Below are 20860 nucleotides of genomic sequence, written 5' to 3'. Positions count from 1 at the left end.
GAACACAGAATACTCGGGCAATAGCGATTTGTAATCAAGATATCGGGTCGAGATCCACAACGATCGGCGCGTGATCGGAAGGACCTTTCCCCTTGCGCGCCTCGCGGTCCACATAAGCCGACCTGACCCGGCCGCTCACGTCCCCGCTCGCGTACACGAGATCGATCCGCATCCCCTTGTTCTGGTGGAACATCCCCGCCCGATAGTCCCAGTACGTGAACGGATGCGGCCCCTTCATCGGCGTCGGCACCACGTCGTGCAGCCCTAGCGCGCGCAGGGCGGCGAGCGCATCGCGTTCGGCGGGGGTGACGTGCGTGGCGCCGACGAACAGGGCCGGGTCCCACACGTCGGCGTCGGTCGGGGCCACGTTGTAGTCGCCGCAGGCCACCAGCGGCCCGGACGGCAGCTCGGCGGCGAGGGCGTCGCGCAGGGCGGCGAACCACTCCAGCTTGTACGCGAAGTGGGGCGAGTCGACGGCGCGGCCGTTGGGCGCGTACAGCGACCAGACGCGCAGCCCGCCACAGGTGGCGCCGATCGCGCGGGCCTCGGGGCGGGCGGCGCCGACGCCGGCGAGCTCGCCGAAGCCGGGCTCGCCGGGGAAGCTCAGCGTCACCTCGTCCAGGCCGACCCTGGACAGGACCGCGACGCCGTTCCACCGGCCGTCGCCGTGGGCCGCGGCGGCGTAGCCCAGCTCGCCCACCTCGGCGGCCGGGAACGCCTCCGCGGGACATTTGGTCTCCTGCAGGCAGAGGACGTCCGGCTCGGTGGCGGCCAGCCAGTCGAGGAGGCGGGGCAGCCGGGCCTTGACGGAGTTGACGTTCCAGGTGGCGAGGCGCATCCTCCTAGCCTGCCACCGGACTACGCCTGCCAACGGAACGCGCGCTCACACGGCTTTCATCAACGCGGCGGACGGCTCGCGGAGCAGACCGCCGACGCCCTGGTCGAGCGCGGCCTTGGCGTGCCGTACGGCGTCGAGCGCGTTGCCGGCCGCGCTCGGCGAGTCCTCGACGACCATGCGCAGCTCCACCTCCAGCGGCGAGCCGCCGAAGCCCTCGCCGTCGAGCCGGATGTAGGCGACCTTGCGGTCCTCAAGGAAGGGCACGTATGAAGCTCCGACGTGCAGCGACCCCGCTCCCGCGCCGGCGGACTTGGTGGCCCGCTTGCTCGCCAGGCGGTCGCCGTCGGTGAGGTTGACGAAGTCCATGTTGCCGCCGCCGAGGAGCTGGTGCCCGCCGGACAGGCGTACGCCGTTGCTGGTGAGCGCGTCCACCAGGGCCCGGTGCAGCAGCGTCGCGCCGAACGAGCTCTTCAGGTCGTCGCCGATGAGCGGCAGCCCGGCCGCGTCGAAGCGGGCGCGCCACTCGGGCGAGCGGGCCAGCACGGCCGGCATGCAGTTGACGAACGCGCACCCGGCCTCGATCGCGGCCTCCGCGTAGAGCTCGGTGGCGCGCTGCGCGCCCGTGGGCAGGAAGTTGAGCACGACGTGGCTGCCGGTCGCGGCGAGGTGGGCGGCGACCTGCCCGGCGGTCGCGGCGCCGCGCGGCTCGACGAGGCCGGCCGAGCCGGGGCCGACGCCGTCGGCGAGCACGCCGTCCACGACCGGCACCCCGAGATGGGGCACGTCGGCGAACCTGCGGGCGTTGTTGGGCGGCGCGAAGACTGCCTCGGACAGGTCGCGGCCGATCTTGGCGGGGTTGACGTCGAAGGCGGCGGTGAAGCGCACCTGGGAGACGGCGTAACCGGCGCACACCGGGTTGGGCAGGCCGGGGGCGTCGCCGTCGCGGTAGTGCTCGACGCCCTGCACGAGCGAGGACGCGCAGTTGCCCACGCCGACGAGGGCGACGTTCACGGTGGACATGTCGGGGCTCACGTCCGTTCGACGCCGATGGTGATCTCGTTGCCGAGGCGGCGGCCGGTCAGCAGCTCCAGGTCGTCGCCGCTCCAGAAGCGGCCCGGGTCGTACCAGTTGGGGCGGCGGCCGGCGGGCAGCAGGCCCATCTCCTCGTACGTGACCGCCACGACCTCCGCGCAGTAGGCGCTCTCCAGCGCCATCCCCTGCCGGGCCCGCCACGGGACGCGGCCGCGGAACCAGCGGCCGGCCAGCCGGGCCGTGGAGGGGAACGGCGTGCCGTCCAGCCGGGCGACCGTGCGCAGCGCGGCGTCCTCCATCTCCGGCGTGACCTCGGGTTCGAGCTGGCGCAGCCAGGGGCGCTGACCGTATCTGCCGACCCACGTGGTGACCGCCGCGCGCAGGTCGTGCAGCTGCACGCCGCGATGGTGCTCGCCGGCCCACAGGTCGGGCAGCGACCGGCCGAGCTCGGCGTGCCACATCATGGGCGGGAGGTCCTCGATCACGATGGCCATGCCCACGTGGTTGACCGGGCTGTTGGTCACCGTCTGGATGGCGCGGTCGGGCACCGAGCGACCGCGGAAGATCCACAGATCGCCGGTGCGCGTCACCTTGACGGCCTCGTCGAGTGTCAGCACATCGCTAGCCTAGGCACTATGCGCAAGCGGCGGTGGTGGAAGGTGCTCGGGCTGGCCGGGGTCATGGGCGTGGCGGCGACCGGGGTGGTGGTCGCCCGCGCCGAGCGGCGGCGGCGCGCGTACACGCCCGAGGAGATCAGGGCCAAGCTCAAGGAGCGGGTCGAGGGGCAGGATCAGGCCGAGGGCCTCAGGTCGTAGACGAAGACGACGTCGGAGTACGCCGGGTTGTCCACATAGCCCTGGATGCTGCCGAGGTAGGCGCGCTGGTAGTTGGTCACCCACGGCAGCGCCACGGCCGCCCGCTGGTCCAGCACGCGGCGGGTGGCCTGCTCGTACGCCCGCTGCGCCGCGGGCGGGTCGGTCACGGTCAGCTCGGCCACGGTGTCGAGCAGCGCGTCCAGCTCGTCGTCCTTGAGATAGGACAGGTTGAACACCGGCGGCTCGCCGCTGTGGAAGACGTTGCCGAAGTAGGAGTAGCCGTCGGCGTAGTCGGGCCACCAGTACATCACGAAGATGTCCTGGCCGCGCCGCTTGCCCAGCTCCCACTGGTCGTTCCACGGCATGGCGGTGGCCTGGACGGTGACGTTGAGCGGCTTCAGCGTGGCCTCCAGGTGGGTGGCGAGCAGCCGCCAGTCGGTGTCGCCCTCCCCGTACGTCAGCCGCAGCCGCAGCGGCCGCCCGCCGGGCCCGTAGCCGGCCAGGCGCAGCAGCCGTTCGGCGGCGGCGAGGTCCTGGGTCGGCGTCCGGTCGGGCACGTGGCCCATCAGCCCTTCCGGGATGACCCCGCTGGTGGGCGAGCCGGCGCCCTTGAGGTCCTTGATCAGGCCGCGGTAGTCGATGGCCTTCTGTACGGCGCGGCGCACCCGTACGTCCTTCATCGGCCCTTGCGCGGTGTTGAACAGCAGCATCGCGGTCTGGAACGACGGCCGCTCGGAGGTGCGCACGCCCGGCGTGGCCGACGCCCTGGAGAACAGGCGGGGGTTGAGCCGCTCGACGAAGTCGGCCTCGCCGCGCTGCAGGAGCTGCCAGGCACGGTCGGGGTCGGGCACGACCCGGTACTTGACCATGTTGTAGTGGGGTTTGTTCCACCCGCCCCAGTACTTGTCGTACGCCTTGAGCGTGAGCTCCTCCTCCTTGTCCTTCTGCCACCGGGCCACGGTGTACGGCCCGGTGCCGGCGTCCCTGCCCTGCTGGAACCAGGCGGTGAGGTCGGGGGCGGCCTTGGTGTCGTAGATGTAGGCGGCGTACCCGGCGGAGGCGACCAGGTCCAGCGGCACCGGGTACTTGAGCGTGAACGTCACCGTGGACGGCCCGTCGGCCCGGATCGAGGAGACGGCGTCCCAGATGTAGGAGGCGCCGGCCTTGGTGGCCATCGTGCGCTCGATGGACGCCTTGACCGCGTCGGCGTCGAGCGGGCGGCCGGTGTGGAAGGTCACGCCGGCGCGGAGGTTGAACGTCCAGGTGCGGCCGTCGGCCGAGGCGCGCCAGGAGGTGGCGAGGCGCGGGGTGGACTTCTTCGTCACGGGATTCCAGAACGTGAGCGTCTCGTAGATGTTCTGGAAGGCGATGAGTTCGTTGGAGTAGGACTTTCCCGGGTCCCATTCGGTGATGACGTCCAGATTTCTCACCTGGACGAACGTCGACTCGCCCGCGGGGGCGCGGGCCGGCTCGGGAGGTGAGGAGCAGGCCGCGAGGAGCGCCAGCGCGGCGGCCGCGGCGAGACGACGGCGCAACGCATCTCCCTCTGTCAGCGACCTCTCAGCGACGTACTCGGGAAACCTACTCCAAGATCATGAAGACCGGCGACACGTGCCCAAAAGTCCCGAAAAATTGGGCAATTCAGTGATCGCGTTGCTATTCTCAGGGCCTGTCCCGTCCAGGGTTGCCACCAGGGGACCAGGACCGGAGTGAGGTGCCATGGGTCGTAGCCGGACGATCCGCATGAAGATCATCGGACTGCTGCTGGTGCCACTGGCCTCCATGGTGGTGTTGTGGGGAGTCATCACCGCCGTCACGGCGACCGAGAGTTTGGAGCTGCGCGAATACAAAACGGTCTGGACGAACCTGCGCCTTCCCGCGTACAAACTGATCAGCGAGATTCAGCGTGAGCGTCTGGTCTCGGCGAAGCTCCTGCGCCACACGACCGGCCCCGCCGCCGTGGCCGCGCAGCGCAACCGCACCGACGCGGCAAGGGACACGTTCCGGCAGCTCTCCAGCACATCCAAGAACCGATCGGAAGAGATCCGCACACAGGTGGACGCGGTGGACACGCAGCTCGACAGGCTCGACGCGATCCGAGGAGAGATCGACGCGGGCCTGTCCGACCGTCTGCACACCGTGGAGTCGTACAGCGCGATCATCGACACGATCTTCAGCCTGCACCGGCACGTCGCCCTCATCGACGACATCCCCATCTACGAGCAGTCGCGCGTGATCATCGACCTCGGCTTCGCCAAGGAGCTGCTGACCAGGGAGCAGGCCATCGCGCTCGGGCCGGTCACCGAGACCGAGCGCAGGCTGTTCACCCAGATCGTCGGCAACCGGCGCTTCCTCGTCGACCAGTCGCTGAGCGAGCTCGACCGGCCGCTGCGCGACGCCGACGTCTCCCTCATCTCCTCCCCCGCCTACCAGCGGATGCGGATGATGGAGGACCAGATCATCGCGGGCCGCACGCCCAAGAGCTGGCTGGCCACGACCGAGGCGCTGGCGAAGTCGTTCCAGGAGTCGCTCATGCGGGCCAGCGCGACGCTGAACGCCCGCGCCGAGCCGATCGCCGACGAGGTGCTGCGCCGGGCGTTCATGCTGGCCGGGCTCTGCCTGGCGCTGGTGGTCGTGTCGATCGCGTTCTCGCTGCGGATGGGCAACCGGTTGTCGAAGGAGCTGGGCGCGCTCCGGCTGGCCGCGCTGGAGGTCGCCCAGGAGCGGCTGCCCCAGGTGGTGGCCAAGCTGCGCAAGGGCGAGACGGTCGAGCTGCCCGAGGTGTCGGTGCCGAGCACCACCACCGAGATCGACGACGTCGGGCAGGCGTTCTCCACCGTCCAGCAGACCGCCGTCGAGGCCGCGGTCGGCCAGGCGCAGCTCAGGGAGGGCGTCCGGCACGTCTTCCGCAACCTGGCCAGGCGCAGCCAGGCCCTCCTGCACCGCCAGCGCATCCAGCTCCAGGACATGCAGCACCGGGCGACCGAGCCGGACGCCCTGGAGGACCTGTTCAAGCTCGACCACCTCACCACCCGCATGCGCCGCCACGCGGAGGGCCTGATCATCCTGTCCGGCGCCATCCCGGGCCGCGGCTGGAGCAGGCCGGTGCCGCTGCTCGACGTGGCGCGCGGCGCGGCGGCCGAGGTGGAGGACTACCAGCGGGTCACCGTCGAGCCGATGCCGGCCGAGCGCCTCGCCGGGCCTGTGGTCGGCGACGTGATCCACCTGATCGCCGAGCTCATCGAGAACGCGACCGTCTACTCCCCCGACAAGACGCAGGTCATCGTGCGCGGGGAGAAGGCCGCGCGCGGCTTCGTCTTCGAGGTCGAGGACCGCGGGTTCGGGATGAGCCCCGAGGAGCTGGCCGAGTACAACGAGCGGCTGGCCAGCCCGCCCGAGTTCGACCTGGCCGACAGCGACCGGCTGGGCCTGTTCGTCGTCTCCCGCCTGGCCGCCAGGCACGACATCCGCGTGACGTTGCGCGGTTCACCATATGGAGGGACCACCGCGATCGTGTTGATCCCGGAAGAGCACGTGGCAGAGCCCGAGGCCCCCGCCGAGGAGCCCAGACGCCCCATGCGGGTGGTGCGCAGTGAGTGACGAGCGCTGGCTGGACGAGGACGCCGGTCCGATCGTCCCCGCCTATCTGCTGACCCGGGGCCGTACGGTGCCCGCGAGCGAGGCCATCGACCTCATCGCGGTGATCATCACCGCCGGCGGCCTCACCGCGCCCGTGGGCCTCGGCCCCGAGCACCTGATCATCCTGCAGAAGTGCACCAAGCCCACCCGCCTCGTGGACGTGGCCGCCGAGCTCAACCTGCCCATCGGCGTGGTCCGCGTGCTGGTCGGCGACCTGTACGCGCAGGAACTCGTCCAGGTCGAGCACCCGCCCCCCGCACCGGACGCGAAGGTCCTGCTGGAGGTCATCAGCGGCCTGAAGGCCCTCTGAGCGGACACGATAGGACGGCCCCGCCTCCCGCGAGGGGGACGGGGCCGTGGATGTCAAGCTCAGGCGTCAGCGGCCTCGATCCGGCGGATGGAGGGCTTCGCGTCCACTGTCGGCTCGTAGCGAGGGAACCCCTCCGTGTTGCATTCGGCAGCGTGGAGTGCGCACTGCACGTTCGCCAGGAACAGTTTGATCGCGTCGTCCTGCGTGGACGCCTCTATCCCCATCAGGAAGCTGATCCGCCGCGCCGCGAGGCTGGCCGTGAGGTCGGGCTCCACGATGCCTACATCCAGGGCCTGCAGGTTGAGCAGCTCGTCGAAGACTCGGTCGGTGAACACGTCGAAGGCGTCTTCGCTGTCGGCGGGATCGTCGCTGGAGAATCCCGCGTCCATGCGCAGGTAATGGATCATCAACCGCTCCTTCACCAGCAAGTCACCCGGATCAACTGGCCCAGTAGGTTTTTCAGGCAGTTCGGGTCGGACGGGGTGCTCGGCATCGTCTTCTTGCACTTCTGTGGACACGGGCAGTACATCTTGTAGTGCCCATTCCCTGTGTACGTATCGGCCCACTCCCCTGATAGATCGCCCCCGTCAACAGGGTGACACAGTGAGTAACGGAGAGTAGCGGATATGGCCGACAGACTGACGAAGGTGCTGGCAGCGGGTGCAAGTCCCTCGCTCGCGGAGTGGACGACATGCTCCAGAGAGTGAAGATCGTTATACCTGACCTTGACCTGGCCTGACGTGCACAGCTCGCGCGGGGGTCACCCGAGGACGTCCGCCGCGCGGTGACAGGCCGCCTGGCGGCCGTCCGTGACCTCGCGGAGCTCCGGGGTGCGCTCGCACTCCGCGACGGCGAGGGGGCAGCGCAGCCGGTACGGGCAGCCGGTGGCCGCCGGGACGGCCTCCGTGCGGCCGGTCGCGGCCGGTGGCGGCCCGCCGAGGCGGGGGACGGCGTCGCGCAGGGCCAGCGTGTACGGATGCGCCGGCCGGGCCAGCAGCTCCGCCGTCGGCCCCGACTCCACCACCCGGCCGGCGAACAGCACGTACGAGGTCCGGCACAGCCGCCGCACGACCGCGAGGTTGTGCGTGATGAGCAGCCGCTCGGCGTCCAGCCCGGCGAGCAGGTCGAGGATCCGCGCCTGGACCGTCACGTCGAGCGCGCTGGTGGGCTCGTCGAGGATGAGCAGGCGGGGGCCGACCGCGAGGGCGCGGGCGATCACCACCCGCTGCCGCTGGCCGCCGGAGAGCTGGTGGGGCCGGCGGGCGGCGAGCGCCGGGTCCAGGCCGACCTGTTCCAGCAGCTCCCCCACGCGGGTCCGCTCGCGGCGCGGCAGCGCCTCGGCGACGGACGCGCCGATCCGCATGCGCGGGTCGAGCGCCTCGGCCTGGAAGACGGGCTGGACGTCCTTCCTGAAGCTGCGCGGGTCGGCCTCGCGCAGCGGCCGGCCGTCGTACACGATGTCGCCGGACATCGGCTTGAGCAGGCCGAGGAACGCCCGCGCCAGCGTCGTCTTGCCCGACCCGCTCTCCCCGATCAGGCCGACGCCGCCCTCGGTGAGGTCGAGGCTGACATCGTGGACGACGGGGTGGACGACGGGGTGCCCGCCGTACCCGAGGGTGACGCGCTCGGCCCTCAGCATGGTCATGGCAGCGCCTCCAGCAGCTCGCGCGTGTATGGATGGGCCGGCGCGGACAGCACCGCCGCGGCCGGTCCCGACTCGACCACCGCGCCGTCCTTCATCACCAGCACCCGGTCGGCGATCGTGGACACCAGGGCGAGGTCGTGCGAGACGAGCAGGAGCGCGAGGCCGCGTTCGGCCCGCAGCCGGCGCAGCACGGCGACCACCTCGGCCTGTACGGTCACGTCGAGCGCGCTGGTCGGCTCGTCGGCGAGGACGACCTCCGCGCCGAGCGCGATGGCGAGCGCGATGGCGAAGCGCTGGGCCTGCCCGCCGGAGATCTCGTGCGGGTAGCGGCGCAGCAGCCCGGGGTCGAGCAGCACCGCCCGCATGGCCTCGGCCATGGCCGCGTCCGTCGCCTCCCTGCCGTGCAGCCGCAGCGCGCGGCGCATGAGGACGCCGAGCCGGGTCGCGGGGGCGAGCGCGGCCTGCGGCGACTGGATGACCAGCGCCGCCCGCGCGCCGCGCAGCTCGCGCAGCCGGCGCGGCGGGGCGGTCATGACGTCCACGCCGCAGACGGTGACGCGGCCGCTCACCTCGGCGTCCGTGAGGAGGCCGAGCAGCGCGAGCAGCGTCGTGGACTTGCCCGACCCGCTCTCCCCCACGATCGCCACGCACTCGCCCGCGCCCACGTCCAGCTCGGGCACGTCGGCGACGACGCGCCCGGCGTAGCTCACCCTGAGCTCGCGCACCTCGATCACTTGACCACCCTCCGCGGGTCGAGCGCGTTGCGCAGCCCTTCGCCGAGCACGTTGAACGCGAACGCCGTCACCAGGATCGCCAGCCCCGGGAAGGTCACCATCCACCAGCTCGTGGTGAAGTACGTCTGCCCCTGCTGCACCATGAGCCCCCACTCGGCGGTCGGCTCCTGCGCGCCCAGCCCGAGGTACGACAGCGCCGCCGAGGTCAGGATCACCCCGCCCGCGTCCAGCGACATCTGCACCAGGACGGGGGTGAGCGAGTTCGGCAGCACGTGCCGCAGCACGATCAGCGGCGCGGGCACGCCGAGGCAGCGGGCGGCGTCCACGTAGCCGCGCGTCGCGATCGAGGCGGCCGTGGAGGCGGCCAGGCGGGCGTACCAGGGCCACCAGGTCACCGCTATGGCCAGCACGACCGTGTTGACGCTCGGCGGCAGCACGACCGCGAGGGCCAGCGAGAGCAGCAGCGCGGGGAAGGCCAGGAACACGTCCGTGATCCGCATGATCACGTCGCGCGCCCAACCGCCCGCGTAGCCGGCGACCATGCCGAGCGTCACCCCGGCCGTGGCCGAGACCGCGAGCACGGCGACGGCGATGAACAGCGAGGTGCGGGCGCCGTACAGGATCTGGCTGAGCACGTCGCGCCCGACGTTGTCGGTGCCGAGCCAGTGGGCGCCGCTCGGCGGCAGCAGCGACTCCAGGGGCCGGGGGTCGGCGTCGTACGGCGCCAGCCAGGGCGCGAGGATCGCGGCCAGCACGAGGAGCACGACGACGGCCGCGCCGAGCGCGGCGAAGCGGTCGGGGATCCTGGGCAGTGCGCGCCGCCTCATCGGGCCCTCACCCGGGGGTCCACGACGCCCTGGAGCAGGTCCACGACCAGGTTGGCCAGCGTGTACACGAGCGCGACCAGCAGCGTCACGCCCGCGATGGCCGGGGTGTCGCGCGCCTTGATCGACTCGGCGGCGTAGCGGCCCAGGCCCGGCCAGTTGAAGACCGCCTCGACCAGGAAGCCGTTGACGATCGAGTACGCGAACACCAGCGCCACGATCGACAGCACCGGCGCCAGCGACGGCCGCAGCGCGAACCTGGTCAGCACGGCCGTCTCGCCGAACCCGAGCGCCCGCTCCATCCGCGCGTGGTCCTGGCCGGACTCCTCGATGAGCGCCGCCCGGGTCATCTGGGCGATGACGCCGGTGGGATAGGCGGCCACGACGAGCGCGGGCAGCACCAGGTGCTGGAGGGTGCTGGTGAGGATGGGCCAGTTGCCGGTGATGAGGGCGTCGACGACCGTGATGTTGGTCCAGAGGGTGAGCGGGCTCGTCGTGTCGAGCGAGGAGTCGTACTCGCCGGCGATCGGGAACCAGCCCAGTTTGCTCGCGAAGACCAGTTGCAGGGTGAGCGCCAGCCAGAAGACCGGCACGGACACCGCGAGCATGCTGGTGAAGCGCACGCCGAGGTCAGGCAGCCGCCGGTTGTGGCGGGCGGCGAGCACGCCGACCGGGACGCCCACGACGATCGCCAGCGCCAGCGCCGCGCCGACCAGCTCCAGCGAGGCCGGGAAGGCGAGGTAGAGGTCGTCGCGGACCGGCTGGCGGGTGCGCAGGCTGGTGCCCCAGTCGCCGGTGAGCAGGTCGCGCACGTACGCGACGAGCTGCGCGGGCAGCGGGTCGTCCAGCCCGAACCGCTCGCGGACCTCGGCGAGCTGCTCGGGCGTGGCCTTCGGCCCGGCGTAGGCGACCGCGGGGTCGCCGGGCACGAGCCTCATGACGGTGAAGGTGAGCACGACCACGCCGGCCACGACCAGGAGGGCCTGGCCGAGCCGGCGGGCCAGATGGCGTGCCATGGGTCAGGCTGCGCGCTTCAGGTCGTAGAAGAAGACCACGTTGGGATAGGCGGGGTTGTCCACATATCCCTCGACGTCCGCGGAGAGCGCCCGCTGGTAGGTCTGCACGTACGGCACCGCGACCGCCGCCCGCTCCTCGATGATCTTCCGCTGCAGGTCCTGGTAGGTCTCGTCGGCGCGGACCTGGTTGGTGGCCGTGAGCTCGGGCAACGCGTCGATGCCCGCGTCGATCTGCGCGTCCTTCAGGTACGACAGGTTGAACTGCGGCTCGTCGGCGCTCTTGAACACGTTGAGGAACCAGGAGTAGGCGTCCGGGTAGTCCGGATACCAGTACATGACGAAGACGTCCTGGCCGCGCTTCTTGCCGAGGTCCCACTGCGCGTTCCAGGTCATGGGCCGGGCCTGCAGCGTGACGTTGAGCTTCTTCAGCGCCGAGCTGAGCAGCGTGACCAGGAGCTTCTGGTCGTCGTCGCCCTGGGCGTAGGTGAGGCTCAGCTTGAGCTCGGGGTTGTCGGGGCCGTAGCCGGCCTCCTCCAGGAGCTGCTGGGCCTTGGCCAGGTCCTGCTTGGGCTGCATGCCGGGGACGTGGCCGAGCAGGCCGTCCGGCACCAGGCCGCTGGCCTTCTGCCCGGAGCCCTTGAGCGCGGCCACCAGGCCGTCGTAGTCGATGGCCGCCTGCAGCGCCTTGCGCACCCGCTCGTCCTTGGCCGGGCCGGAGGCGGTGTTGAACAGCACGAGCAGGTTCTGGAACGACGGCGACTGCGAGGTGCGCACCCCGTCCGTCGCGCCGGCCTGCTGGAAGAGCTGCGGGTTGAGCCGCTGGACGAAGTTGACCTCGCCCTTCTGCAGGAGCTGCCAGGCGGTGGTGATCTCCGGGGTGACGCGGAAGGCGACCTTCTTGTACTGGTCGGGCTGCCAGCCGCCCCAGTAGTCCTCGTACGCCTTCAGCGTGAGCTCGGTCTCCTTGCCCTTCTGCCAGGTGTCGATGGTGTACGGCCCGGTGCCGGCGTCCTTCTTGCCGTCGGGGTCCACGGCGCCGACGTCGTAGATGTAGGCGGCGTAGCCGGAGGAGGCGATGAGGTCGAGCGGGGCCGGGTACTTCAGGGTGAACTTGAGCGTCTTGTCGTCCAGGGCGTCGATCTTGTCCACGGCGTCCCAGATGTAGGCCGCGCCGCCCTTCTTGTCGATCGTCCGCTCGATGGCCTTCTTCGCGGCCTCGGCCGTCAGCGGCTTGCCGGAGTGGAAGGTGACGCCGGGGCGCAGCTCGAACGTCCACTCCTTGCCGCCGGCCCCTGCGGTCCACTTCAGCGCGAGGCGCGGCTCGGCCTTCTGGGTCCGCGCGTCGTAGCGGGTCAGGCCCTCGTAGATGTTCGACAGCGCGACGATCTCGTTGGAGTAGGACGTCGCCGGGTCCCAGTCGGTGACGACGTCGAGGTTGGGGACGTAGACGAACGTGCTGTCGTTCGCCGGGCCGTCGGACGAGGCACTCCGGCTCTGGCCGGTGCCGCTCTGCTGGGGCGCGGGTGTGCCGCCGGCGCCGCGCACCTGTCCGCCCGCGCACGCGGACGCGGTCAGGGCGAGGACACCGGTCACACCGGCGACGAGCAGACGCTTGTGCCAGCGCATGTGGGGGGATCCTTCCGTTCTGTCACCGGGCGAGGGGTCCGGCTGCTTTGACGTGTACCCGCACGGCGGGCTCGGAGAGGTAGCTCAGCGGCACCTCCAGGAGATCGACGATCTCCACGAGGGAAGGGTCCGCCCCCGCCGCCACGGCTCGGGCCGCCGCCTCCTCCTTGGCCCTTTCGATGGCCTTTGTCCGGCTATCTCCCGCAGGCAAGATCGTATCGACTCTGCCGCTCGCCAGCGCGATCGCGGCCCCCACGGCGTTGGCCACCTCGGCGTGCTCCGGGCGGATCAGCTCGCCCGCGCCGGGCACCGTGGCCGGCAGCACGAACGCCCCGCCACCCACCGCGACCAGCGGCCGGTCGGCCCGGCCCAGCGCCATGCGGTCCACGGCGTCGGCGACCAGCTCGTCGGCGGCCGCCACCGCCCTTTGCAGCATGTCGGCGATTGCTTCCGAGATGTCAAGCCGCCAGCCGGGATCGTCCGGCGGGATGCGGCCGGCGGCCACGGCGGCGTCGGTCATGGTCGGGGTGCCCCCGCCGAACACCAGGGCCTCCTCCGCGATGCGGTAGCCGACCGAGTCGGGGCCGAGGCCGCGCTCCCGCACGACCGTGCCGCCGCCGAGCGCGATGGCCAGGATGTCCGGCATGCGGAAGTTGGTGAGCACACCGCCGATCTCGACCGCCGCCGCCGACTCCCGGGGGAAGCCGCCGGCCAGCACGCCGAGGTCCGTGGAGGTGCCGCCGACGTCCACGACGATCGCGTCCGCCACGCCCGACAGGTACGCCGCCCCGCGCAGCGAGTTCGCCGGGCCGGAGCCGATCGTGGCGACCGGCAGGCGGGCGGCGTGCTCCAGCGTCATGAGCGTGCCGTCGTTCTGCGCCAGATACGGGCGGGCGCCGAGACCGCGTTCGGCCAGCGCGGCGACCAGCGCGCCCGTCACGTCGGCGGCGACCCCGTACAGCGCGGCGTTGAGCACGGTCGCGTTCTCGCGTTCGAGCAGGCCGAGCGAGCCGATCTCGTGGCTGAGCGAGACCGGCAGGCCGTACTCGTCCCTGACCAGCTCCCCCACCAGCCGCTCGTGCTCGCCGCTCGCCGGGCTGAACACGCCGGTGACCGCCACCGCCTCCGCCTCGACCGCGTCGAGGAAGCGGCGTACGGCGTCGAGATCGGGGCGGGCCAGCTCGCGGCCGTCCACGTAGTGGCCGCCGGGCAGCACCGCCTCGCCCGCCGAGACGGCCTTGCGCAGGTCGTCCGGCCAGCCGGACAGCGGCGGGACGCCGGTCGTGGCGGGCGCGCCGAGCCGCAGCACCGCGACCCGGCCGAGGTTGCGCCGCTCCAGGATGGCGTTGGTGGCGTGCGTGGTGCCGAGCATGACGCGGCCGATCCGCTCCCGCGACTCGCCCAGGGGGGCGAGCACCGCGTCGAGCGCGGCCCGCAGGCCCGTCGTCACGTCCGGGGTGGTCGGCCGCTTGGCCTTGGCGATCACCCGTCCGTCGCCGTCGAGCACCACCGCGTCGGTGTTGGTCCCGCCGACGTCGATCCCCACACGCAGGTCAGACATGGGCGCTCAGCTCCTCCACCGGGACGTAGTCGAGCTCGTAGCCGAAGGCGCGCGGCCCGGCCGTCTCCAGCCCCTTCGGGGTGCGCCAGAGGGGGTCGCACGGCCAGGCGAGCACCGTCACGCGCTGGCCGTAGCGCAGGCCCTCGGTCTGGATCGCGGCGGCGGTCTCGGTGTCCACGACCGTGATCAGGTCGGGCACCATCGCGAGCGGCCGGCCGTCCTCGATCGCGACCAGGTTCTCGTTCTGCAGCTCCAGCGTGAGCGTGCGGCCCCGGTCGTCGCCGGTGCCCTCGACCGTGGCCGTGCCCCGGACGAACCCGCCCGTCGTGCGCCGCTCCACGTCGGTCAGCTTGCCGGTGACCAGGCGGGCGGCGCCCAGCCTGCCCTGGAGCGCGCCCAGCGGGTCGGGGACGCCCTCGGTGGCCCTGCCGACCTCCAGCGCGTACGTGACCGTGCCCTCGATCACCGCGCCCCGCGCGCCCGCGGCGGTGAGCACGTAGTCGGCCATCAGCGCGGACGAGCCCGCCGCCACGCACACCGCCCGCGCCAGGCGCTCGGACCACAGGCCGTCCACCGGGCGGATGGTGACCACGTTGCCCTGCACGTCGGACATGATCACCAGGTCGGCCGGGAGGCCGGCGACGTACATGGAGACCATCTGGACCTCGGGGAAGGCCCGGCCCATGCCGTCGGCGTCGAGCAGCGGCAGGCCGAGCTGGGCGGCCCAGGCGACCGGGATGACGCCGTTGGAGCCGCCGATCTCGGAGGACATGACGGCGCTCGGCGGACGGCCGAAGATCCGCTCGACCTCCTCGGCGACGCGCCGGGGCTCGTCCTCGCTGTGGATCATCTCGTGGCTGACGGTCGGCGCGCCGATGCCGGACAGCGGCACCACCAGGGCGTCGTCCGGCAGATCGGCCAGGCTGACCAGGGGGACGGGGCCGTATTCGCGGATGGCCCGGACCGCGGCCAGCGACCCGGTGCGGACGTCTCCCCCGCCACCGGTGCCGAGAACGGCGCAGCCCCGGGCGAGAGCCGGGATATCGCTCACATCAATGCTCATTTGGCGACACAACCAACCACACCGCCGCTGCTTTCGCCAGTCCGGCAGGTGCCGGCCGTACTCTTTGGGAACGACTCTGGAGAAACGACGGGCGGAGGCGTGGATGCGGATCTCTGTGGCCGCCGACAGCAGGGACGGCGTGGCCGAGCGGGTGGTGACGGAGCTTCGCGGGCGCGGCCACGAGGTGATCACGCACGGCGCGCTCGACGACGGAGAGCGCGACGACTGGGCGTGGGCCTGCGAGCTCGCCGCCCGCGACGTCGCCGAGGGCCGCGCCGAGCAGGCCGTCGTGTGCTGCTGGACCGGCACCGGCGCCTCCATCGCCGCGAACAAGGTCCCCGGCGTGCGCGCCGCCCTCTGCGTCGACGCCTACACCGCCGACGGGGCCCGCAAGTGGAACGACGCCAACGTGCTCGCCCTGAGCCTGCGCCTCACCTCCGACGTGGTGCTCGGCGAGATCCTCGACGCCTGGCTCGCCGGCCGGCCCAGCGACGACCCCGCCGACCGGGCCAACATCTCCCACCTGGAGCAGATGTGACCGCCGGCCCGTCCGGTCATCGCGGCGGCCGGGAAAACGTCACCGGCGGCGTCTAGGGTGCTGGCATGAGCGACGTGCTCCTGCGCGGCGGGCTCCCCTGGGGGCTCGGGTCGCCCGCCGACCTCCTCGTCCGCGACGGCCTGATCCACGAGGTCGGCCCCGATCTCGACGCGCCCGGCGCGCGGGTGGCCGACATCACCGGGCAGCTCGTCCTGCCCGGCCTGGTCGAGGCGCACTGCCACCTCGACAAGACCCTCTACGGCGGCCCGTGGGTGCCCCACTCCGCCGACGACACCCTCGCCGGCCGCATCGGCAACGACCTCGGCCGCCGGGCCGAGCTCGGCGTGCCCGACGCCGGGCGCATCACGGCCCTGCTGGAGCGCATGAGCGCGGCCGGCACCACCCACGTGCGCACGCACACCGACATCGACCCGCAGGTCGGGCTGCGCGGCGTGGAGGCCGTGCGCGAGGCCGCCGCCCGCGTGCCCGTCGAGGTGCGCCAGGTCGCCTTCCCGCAGCACGGCGTGCTGACCAACCCGGGCACGGCCGAGCTGCTGGAGGAGGCGCTCAAGAGCGGCGTGGAGGCGGTCGGCGGGCTCGACCCCGCGGGCATCGACCGCGACCCGGTGCGCCACCTCGACGTGATCTTCGGTTTGGCCGAGCGCTACGGCGTCCACGTCGACATCCACCTGCACGACGGCGGCACCCTCGGCGGCTGGGAGCTGGAGCTGATCATCGAGCGCACCAGGGCGCTCGGGCTGGGCGGGCGGGTGGCGGTGAGCCACGCCTACGCGCTGGGCCAGCTCGGCGAGGCCGCCCAGGACCGGCTGGTCCAGGGGCTGGCCGAGGCGGGCGTGGCGCTGGTCACCGCGGCGGTCTACGACTTCCCGGTGCCGCCGGTCAAGAAGCTGCGGGCGGCGGGCGTCACGCTCGCCTGCGGGCACGACGGCATCCGCGACCTCTGGGGGCCGTACGGCAGCGGCGACCTGCTGGAGCGGGCCATGCACCTCGCCTACCGCAGCACCTTCCGCAGGGACGAGGACATCGAGCTGGCGCTGGAGGCGGCCACCACGGGCGGCGCCCGCCTGCTCGGGCTGCGGGGCTACGGGCTGAAGCCGGGCGACCGGGCCGACCTCGTCGTGCTGCCGTGCGGCGGCGCGGCGGAGGCCGTGGTCGTTCACCCTGCGCGCACTCTGGTCATGAAGGACGGCGCAGTCCTGCACAATTGACCGGCGGGACCATCGAAAGGCAGGCAAGTGCTCTCTATTCACCAGCGGATCGCCGCGGAGCTCGGCGTACGCGACGGCCAGGTGCAGGCGGCCGTCGAACTGCTCGACGGCGGCGCGACCGTGCCGTTCATCGCGCGTTACCGCAAGGAGGTCACCGGCGCGCTCGACGACGCGCAACTGCGCACGCTGGAGGAGCGGCTGCGCTACCTGCGCGAGCTGGAGGAGCGCCGCACCGCCATCCTGGAGTCCATCGAGTCCCAGGGCAAGCTCGACGACGCGCTGCGCGAGCAGATCATGGCGGCCGAGACCAAGGCCCGCCTGGAGGACATCTACCTGCCCTACAAGCCCAAGCGGCGCACCAAGGCGCAGATCGCCCGCGAGCTCGGGCTGGAGCCGCTGGCCGACCGGCTGCTCGCCGACCCGTCCCTCGACCCGGCCGCCGAGGCCGCGGGCTTCGTCACCGAGGGCGTGGCCGACGCGGGCGCGGCCCTGGAGGGCGCGCGGGCCATCCTCATCGAGCGCTTCGCCGAGGACGCCGACCTCATCGGCGGCCTGCGCGAGCAGCTGTGGACGCGCGGGCGGCTCGTGTCCAAGGTCCGCGAGGGCAAGGAGGAGGCGGGGGCCAAGTTCTCCGACTACTTCGAGTTCGGCGAGCCGTTCACCAAGCTGCCCTCCCACCGCATCCTGGCGATGTTCCGCGGCGAGAAGGAAGAGATCCTCAGCGTCACGCTGGAGCCCGACGACAGCCCCGACTACGAGCTGCGCATCGCCTCCCGGTTCGGCATCTCCGACCAGGGCCGGCCGGCCGACAAGTGGCTCAACGACACCGTGCGCTGGGCCTGGCGCACCCGCATCCTCGTCCACCTGGGCATCGACCTGCGGATGCGGCTCTGGCAGGCGGCCGAGGACGAGGCGGTGCGGGTCTTCGCCGCCAACCTGCGCGACCTGCTGCTCGCCGCGCCGGCCGGCACCCGTACAACGATGGGGCTCGACCCCGGCCTGCGCACCGGCGTGAAGGTCGCCGTGGTCGACGCCACCGGCAAGGTCGTCGACACCGCCACCATCTACCCGCACGAGCCCAAGCGCCAGTGGGACCAGTCGCTCGCCGTGCTCGGCGCGCTCGCGCAGCGGCACGGCGTCGAGCTGATCGCCATCGGCAACGGCACCGCCTCCCGCGAGACCGACAAGCTGGCCGGCGAGCTGTGCAAGCACATGCCGGGGCTCACCAAGATCGTGGTGTCGGAGGCGGGGGCGTCGGTCTACTCCGCCTCGGCCTACGCCTCGCAGGAGCTGCCCGAGCTCGACGTGTCGCTGCGCGGCGCGGTCTCCATCGCCCGCCGGCTGCAGGACCCGCTGGCCGAGCTGGTCAAGATCGACCCCAAGTCGATCGGCGTCGGCCAATACCAGCACGACCTGGCCGAGACCAAGCTGTCGCGCTCGCTCGACGCCGTGGTCGAAGACTGCGTCAACGCGGTCGGCGTCGACGTCAACACCGCCTCGGCGCCGCTGCTCACGCGCGTGTCGGGCATCGGCGCCACGCTCGCGGAGAGCATCGTGCGGCACCGCGACGCCAACGGCCCGTTCCGCACCCGCACCGCGCTCAAGGAGGTGCCGCGGCTCGGCCCGAAGGCGTTCGAGCAGTGCGCGGGCTTCCTGCGCATCCGCGGCGGCGACGACCCGCTCGACGTGTCGAGCGTGCACCCCGAGTCCTACCCGGTGGTCCGCCGCATCCTCGGCTCGGTCAAGACCGACCTCAAGTCGCTGATCGGCAACACCGCCGCCCTGCGCTCGCTGCGGCCTGACGACTTCACCGACGACACCTTCGGCCTGCCTACGGTCACCGACATCCTGCGCGAGCTGGAGAAGCCGGGCCGAGACCCGCGTCCCGCCTTCAAGACCGCCACGTTCAAGGAGGGCGTCGAGAAGATCTCCGACCTGTCGTCCGGGATGATCCTGGAGGGCGTGGTCACGAACGTCGCCGCCTTCGGCGCCTTCGTCGACGTCGGCGTCCACCAGGACGGTCTGGTGCACGTGTCGGCCATGTCCCGCACGTTCGTCAAGGACCCGCGTGACGTGGTCAAGCCCGGGGACATCGTCCGGGTGAAGGTGCTGGACGTCGACATCCCGCGCAAGCGCATCTCCCTGACCCTGCGCCTGGAGGACGACGCCACGGCCCAGTCCGACGGCCCGCGCCGCTCCAACGGCGCCCGGGGCGAGGGCGCCCGAGGGGACGGCGCCCGCGGCGACCGCGCCCGGGGCAACGGCGGACGCGGTGACGGCTCTCGTGGTGACGGCGCTCGTGGTGACGGTGCTCGCGGCGACCGAGGCCAGGGCGGTCAAGGTGGTCAGGGCGGCCAGGGTGGCCAGGGTGGTCGTGACGGCCGGCGCGGGGGCGACGGCGGCCGGGGCCAGGGCGGCCAGCGTGGTGGTGGCGGTCAGCGCCGCCAGAGCCCCGCCCCCACGGGCGCCATGGCCGAAGCCCTCCGCAAGGCGGGCCTCACCGGCGACGACCGCCGCTAGCCGGGACTTGTCCGGGGCGGCCGCTCAACCGGTCGCCGGATCTTCCGGACAAGATCCACAATTACCGATTTTTCTAGATCAACAAGCTGTAGCGTGAGTCCATCCGTACGGGCGGCGCGTGCGCCGCCCACAAAGGAAGGACGATGTCATGCGACAGAAAGCCGCACGTTTCGGCGTGACACTGGCCATGGCCGGCGCCCTCACCACCGGCGCCCTCGCCGCCCCGGCCAGTGCCACGGCCGCGGGCTGGGTCCCCTACCAGGGCTTCCGGACGCTCACGAACTGCGTCAAGGCGGGGACGGCCAAGCTCGTCATGGAGAACTACAAGGAGTACGACTGCCGCTGGGACAGCCCGTACTACATGCTCTGGCTGAGGAAGTAGTCGCGCCCCGCCACCCGGGGCGCGACGAGGCCGGCGCGGGGGCTACGGTCGGAGTGTGAGCACTTCGACGTTCAAGGCGGCGCTCGCGCAGGCTCGCGACCTGCTCAGGTGGCGTTCCCCGCTCAGGACCGAGCTCTGGGCGGCCCGGCTGACGGCCGAGCTGGAGCCGGGACAGCTGGAGCCGTTCCTCCGCGAGCTGACCGGCGACGGCGGCGCGGAGGCGCGGTTGACGCTCGCGGCCCTGGCCGCGGTGGCGCCCCAGGAGCAGGCCGACGCCGTCCTTGAGCCCGGCGAAGCCCCGGGCGGGTCGGTGTTCGGGCGGGCCGCGGAAGAGGCGCTGGAGGCACTGCCGGGATGGACCCGGCGCATGGGACGGGTCGTCTGCGAAGGCGCCTGGTACGGCAGGGCCGACCCGTACGGCGAGCAGATCCTCGCGGCGCTGAGCTTCCGCTACGAGAACGGCAAGGAGCCGCACGTCCTGGTCGTCGGCATCGACCAGCCGCACGGCGGCCTGGCGGTGGACGCCGTGGTCGAGGAGGTGAAGTTCCTCGACGATCTGGGGCTGGCGGCGGCCGAGCCCGAGGTGGTCGCGGGGCGGGTGCTGGACGCGTTCGAGCTGGGTGACCGCCTGCTCGGGGCGGAGGTGGCCGACACCCTGCCGGGGGTACGCGCGCTGGCGGTGACGCGGGCGCGGAGCGTGCCGGGGCTGGTGCGCGGGGCGGGCGACGACACGGCGGAGCGGTTCGCGGAGCTGGCGGGCCTGCCGGACCTGCCGGGGGCGCGGGAGGCGTTCGGGAAGCTGCGGGAGTTCGTCGGTGACCATCCGCTGTGGTGGAGCCCGGACCGGGTGTCGCGGTTCCTGACCTCGTGGCTGCCGCGCGAGGCGATCCTGTCGGACGCGGCCATCGCCGCGATGCCGGAGGTGGTGCGGGCATGGACGCGGTTCAACGGTGACCAGCCGGAGGTGTCGCGCCGGATCGACGAGGACGCGCCGCGCCTGGCCGCGCTGATGGCCGACGAATCGCTGGCCGGCCTCGGCAAACGCCTCGCCCGAGCCAGACTCGACCAGGACCCGCAGGACGGGTGAG

20 protein-coding genes are annotated in these 20860 nt (G+C 72.2%); 8 read left to right on the top strand and 12 right to left on the bottom strand.

The window, feature by feature from the left end; all coding sequences use genetic code 11:
- Positions 1-34: 34 nt before the first annotated feature.
- The 3 genes from ABD292_RS09695 to ABD292_RS09685 are packed head-to-tail and all read right to left on the bottom strand — an operon-like array spanning position 35 to position 2487.
- The gene (locus tag ABD292_RS09695; protein ID WP_344206734.1) at positions 35-838 is read right to left on the bottom strand and encodes an exodeoxyribonuclease III; all 804 of its coding nucleotides are present in this window, start codon (positions 836-838) and stop codon (positions 35-37) included.
- 45 nt (positions 839-883) lie between these two features.
- Entirely contained in the window at positions 884-1858 is a 975-nt protein-coding gene (locus ABD292_RS09690) for an inositol-3-phosphate synthase (protein WP_344206733.1), read from the bottom strand.
- A gap of 8 nt (positions 1859-1866) precedes the next feature.
- Positions 1867-2487, bottom strand: a complete 621-nt coding sequence (locus tag ABD292_RS09685) for a hypothetical protein (RefSeq protein ID WP_091077888.1) — start codon at positions 2485-2487, stop codon at positions 1867-1869.
- Positions 2488-2505: 18 nt separating this feature from the next.
- Here ABD292_RS09685 and ABD292_RS09680 point away from each other — a divergent pair, with 18 nt between their 5' ends.
- Complete coding sequence (locus tag ABD292_RS09680; protein WP_344206732.1) at positions 2506-2685, top strand: hypothetical protein; 180 nt, start codon at positions 2506-2508, stop codon at positions 2683-2685.
- On the opposite strand, the gene ABD292_RS09675 is transcribed toward ABD292_RS09680, so the two are convergent.
- Positions 2661-4220: an ABC transporter substrate-binding protein gene (locus ABD292_RS09675; protein WP_344206731.1), complete on the bottom strand. Its 1560-nt coding sequence runs from the start codon at positions 4218-4220 to the stop codon at positions 2661-2663. The two genes, ABD292_RS09680 and ABD292_RS09675, sit on opposite strands and share 25 nt — an antisense overlap.
- 208 nt (positions 4221-4428) lie before the next feature.
- Here ABD292_RS09675 and ABD292_RS09670 point away from each other — a divergent pair, with 208 nt between their 5' ends.
- Both ABD292_RS09670 and ABD292_RS09665 read left to right on the top strand, forming a co-directional pair.
- On the top strand, positions 4429-6285 hold the full coding sequence (locus ABD292_RS09670; RefSeq protein WP_344206730.1) for a sensor histidine kinase: 1857 nt from the start codon (positions 4429-4431) through the stop codon (positions 6283-6285).
- Positions 6278-6634, top strand: coding sequence for a DUF742 domain-containing protein (locus tag ABD292_RS09665; protein ID WP_329590998.1), 357 nt, complete (start codon positions 6278-6280; stop codon positions 6632-6634). The genes ABD292_RS09670 and ABD292_RS09665 overlap by 8 nt, the downstream gene beginning before the upstream one ends.
- A gap of 59 nt (positions 6635-6693) precedes the next feature.
- On the opposite strand, the gene ABD292_RS09660 is transcribed toward ABD292_RS09665, so the two are convergent.
- From ABD292_RS09660 to ABD292_RS09625, 8 genes are all read right to left on the bottom strand, one after another.
- Positions 6694-7041, bottom strand: a complete 348-nt coding sequence (locus ABD292_RS09660; RefSeq protein WP_344206729.1) for a hypothetical protein — start codon at positions 7039-7041, stop codon at positions 6694-6696.
- Positions 7042-7394: 353 nt separating this feature from the next.
- On the bottom strand, positions 7395-8279 hold the full coding sequence (locus tag ABD292_RS09655) for an ABC transporter ATP-binding protein (protein ID WP_344206728.1): 885 nt from the start codon (positions 8277-8279) through the stop codon (positions 7395-7397).
- A complete protein-coding gene (locus tag ABD292_RS09650; protein WP_344206727.1) occupies positions 8276-9013 on the bottom strand; it encodes an ATP-binding cassette domain-containing protein in 738 nt (245 codons plus the stop codon). The genes ABD292_RS09655 and ABD292_RS09650 overlap by 4 nt, the downstream gene beginning before the upstream one ends.
- The gene (locus tag ABD292_RS09645) at positions 9010-9840 is read right to left on the bottom strand and encodes an ABC transporter permease (protein WP_344206726.1); all 831 of its coding nucleotides are present in this window, start codon (positions 9838-9840) and stop codon (positions 9010-9012) included. The genes ABD292_RS09650 and ABD292_RS09645 overlap by 4 nt, the downstream gene beginning before the upstream one ends.
- Positions 9837-10853, bottom strand: a complete 1017-nt coding sequence (locus ABD292_RS09640; RefSeq protein WP_344206725.1) for an ABC transporter permease — start codon at positions 10851-10853, stop codon at positions 9837-9839. The genes ABD292_RS09645 and ABD292_RS09640 overlap by 4 nt, the downstream gene beginning before the upstream one ends.
- A 3-nt stretch (positions 10854-10856) precedes the next feature.
- A complete protein-coding gene (locus ABD292_RS09635; protein WP_344206724.1) occupies positions 10857-12479 on the bottom strand; it encodes an ABC transporter substrate-binding protein in 1623 nt (540 codons plus the stop codon).
- Between the two features lie 22 nt (positions 12480-12501).
- A complete protein-coding gene (locus ABD292_RS09630; RefSeq protein ID WP_344206723.1) occupies positions 12502-14040 on the bottom strand; it encodes a hydantoinase/oxoprolinase N-terminal domain-containing protein in 1539 nt (512 codons plus the stop codon).
- A complete protein-coding gene (locus ABD292_RS09625) occupies positions 14033-15091 on the bottom strand; it encodes an S-methyl thiohydantoin desulfurase family protein (RefSeq protein ID WP_344206722.1) in 1059 nt (352 codons plus the stop codon). Before ABD292_RS09625 ends, ABD292_RS09630 begins: the two co-directional genes overlap by 8 nt.
- 115 nt (positions 15092-15206) lie before the next feature.
- On the opposite strand from ABD292_RS09625, the gene ABD292_RS09620 reads away from it, so the two are divergent.
- From ABD292_RS09620 to ABD292_RS09600, 5 genes are all read left to right on the top strand, one after another.
- Positions 15207-15641 carry an RpiB/LacA/LacB family sugar-phosphate isomerase gene (locus ABD292_RS09620; protein ID WP_344206721.1) on the top strand — a complete coding sequence of 145 codons (435 nt, stop codon included), beginning with the start codon at positions 15207-15209 and terminating at the stop codon, positions 15639-15641.
- 65 nt (positions 15642-15706) lie between these two features.
- Positions 15707-16870 carry an amidohydrolase gene (locus tag ABD292_RS09615; RefSeq protein WP_344206720.1) on the top strand — a complete coding sequence of 388 codons (1164 nt, stop codon included), beginning with the start codon at positions 15707-15709 and terminating at the stop codon, positions 16868-16870.
- A gap of 27 nt (positions 16871-16897) precedes the next feature.
- On the top strand, positions 16898-19390 hold the full coding sequence (locus ABD292_RS09610; RefSeq protein WP_344206719.1) for a Tex family protein: 2493 nt from the start codon (positions 16898-16900) through the stop codon (positions 19388-19390).
- Positions 19391-19538: 148 nt separating this feature from the next.
- Entirely contained in the window at positions 19539-19772 is a 234-nt protein-coding gene (locus tag ABD292_RS09605; RefSeq protein WP_344206718.1) for a hypothetical protein, read from the top strand.
- Positions 19773-19827: 55 nt separating this feature from the next.
- Positions 19828-20859, top strand: a complete 1032-nt coding sequence (locus tag ABD292_RS09600) for a hypothetical protein (protein WP_344206716.1) — start codon at positions 19828-19830, stop codon at positions 20857-20859.
- Position 20860: the final 1 nt, after the last annotated feature.

The sequence above is a fragment of the Nonomuraea bangladeshensis genome (assembly GCF_039529455.1).
GTDB lineage: Bacteria > Actinomycetota > Actinomycetes > Streptosporangiales > Streptosporangiaceae > Nonomuraea > Nonomuraea bangladeshensis.
This window is presented reverse-complemented; position numbering and strand designations above follow the sequence as displayed.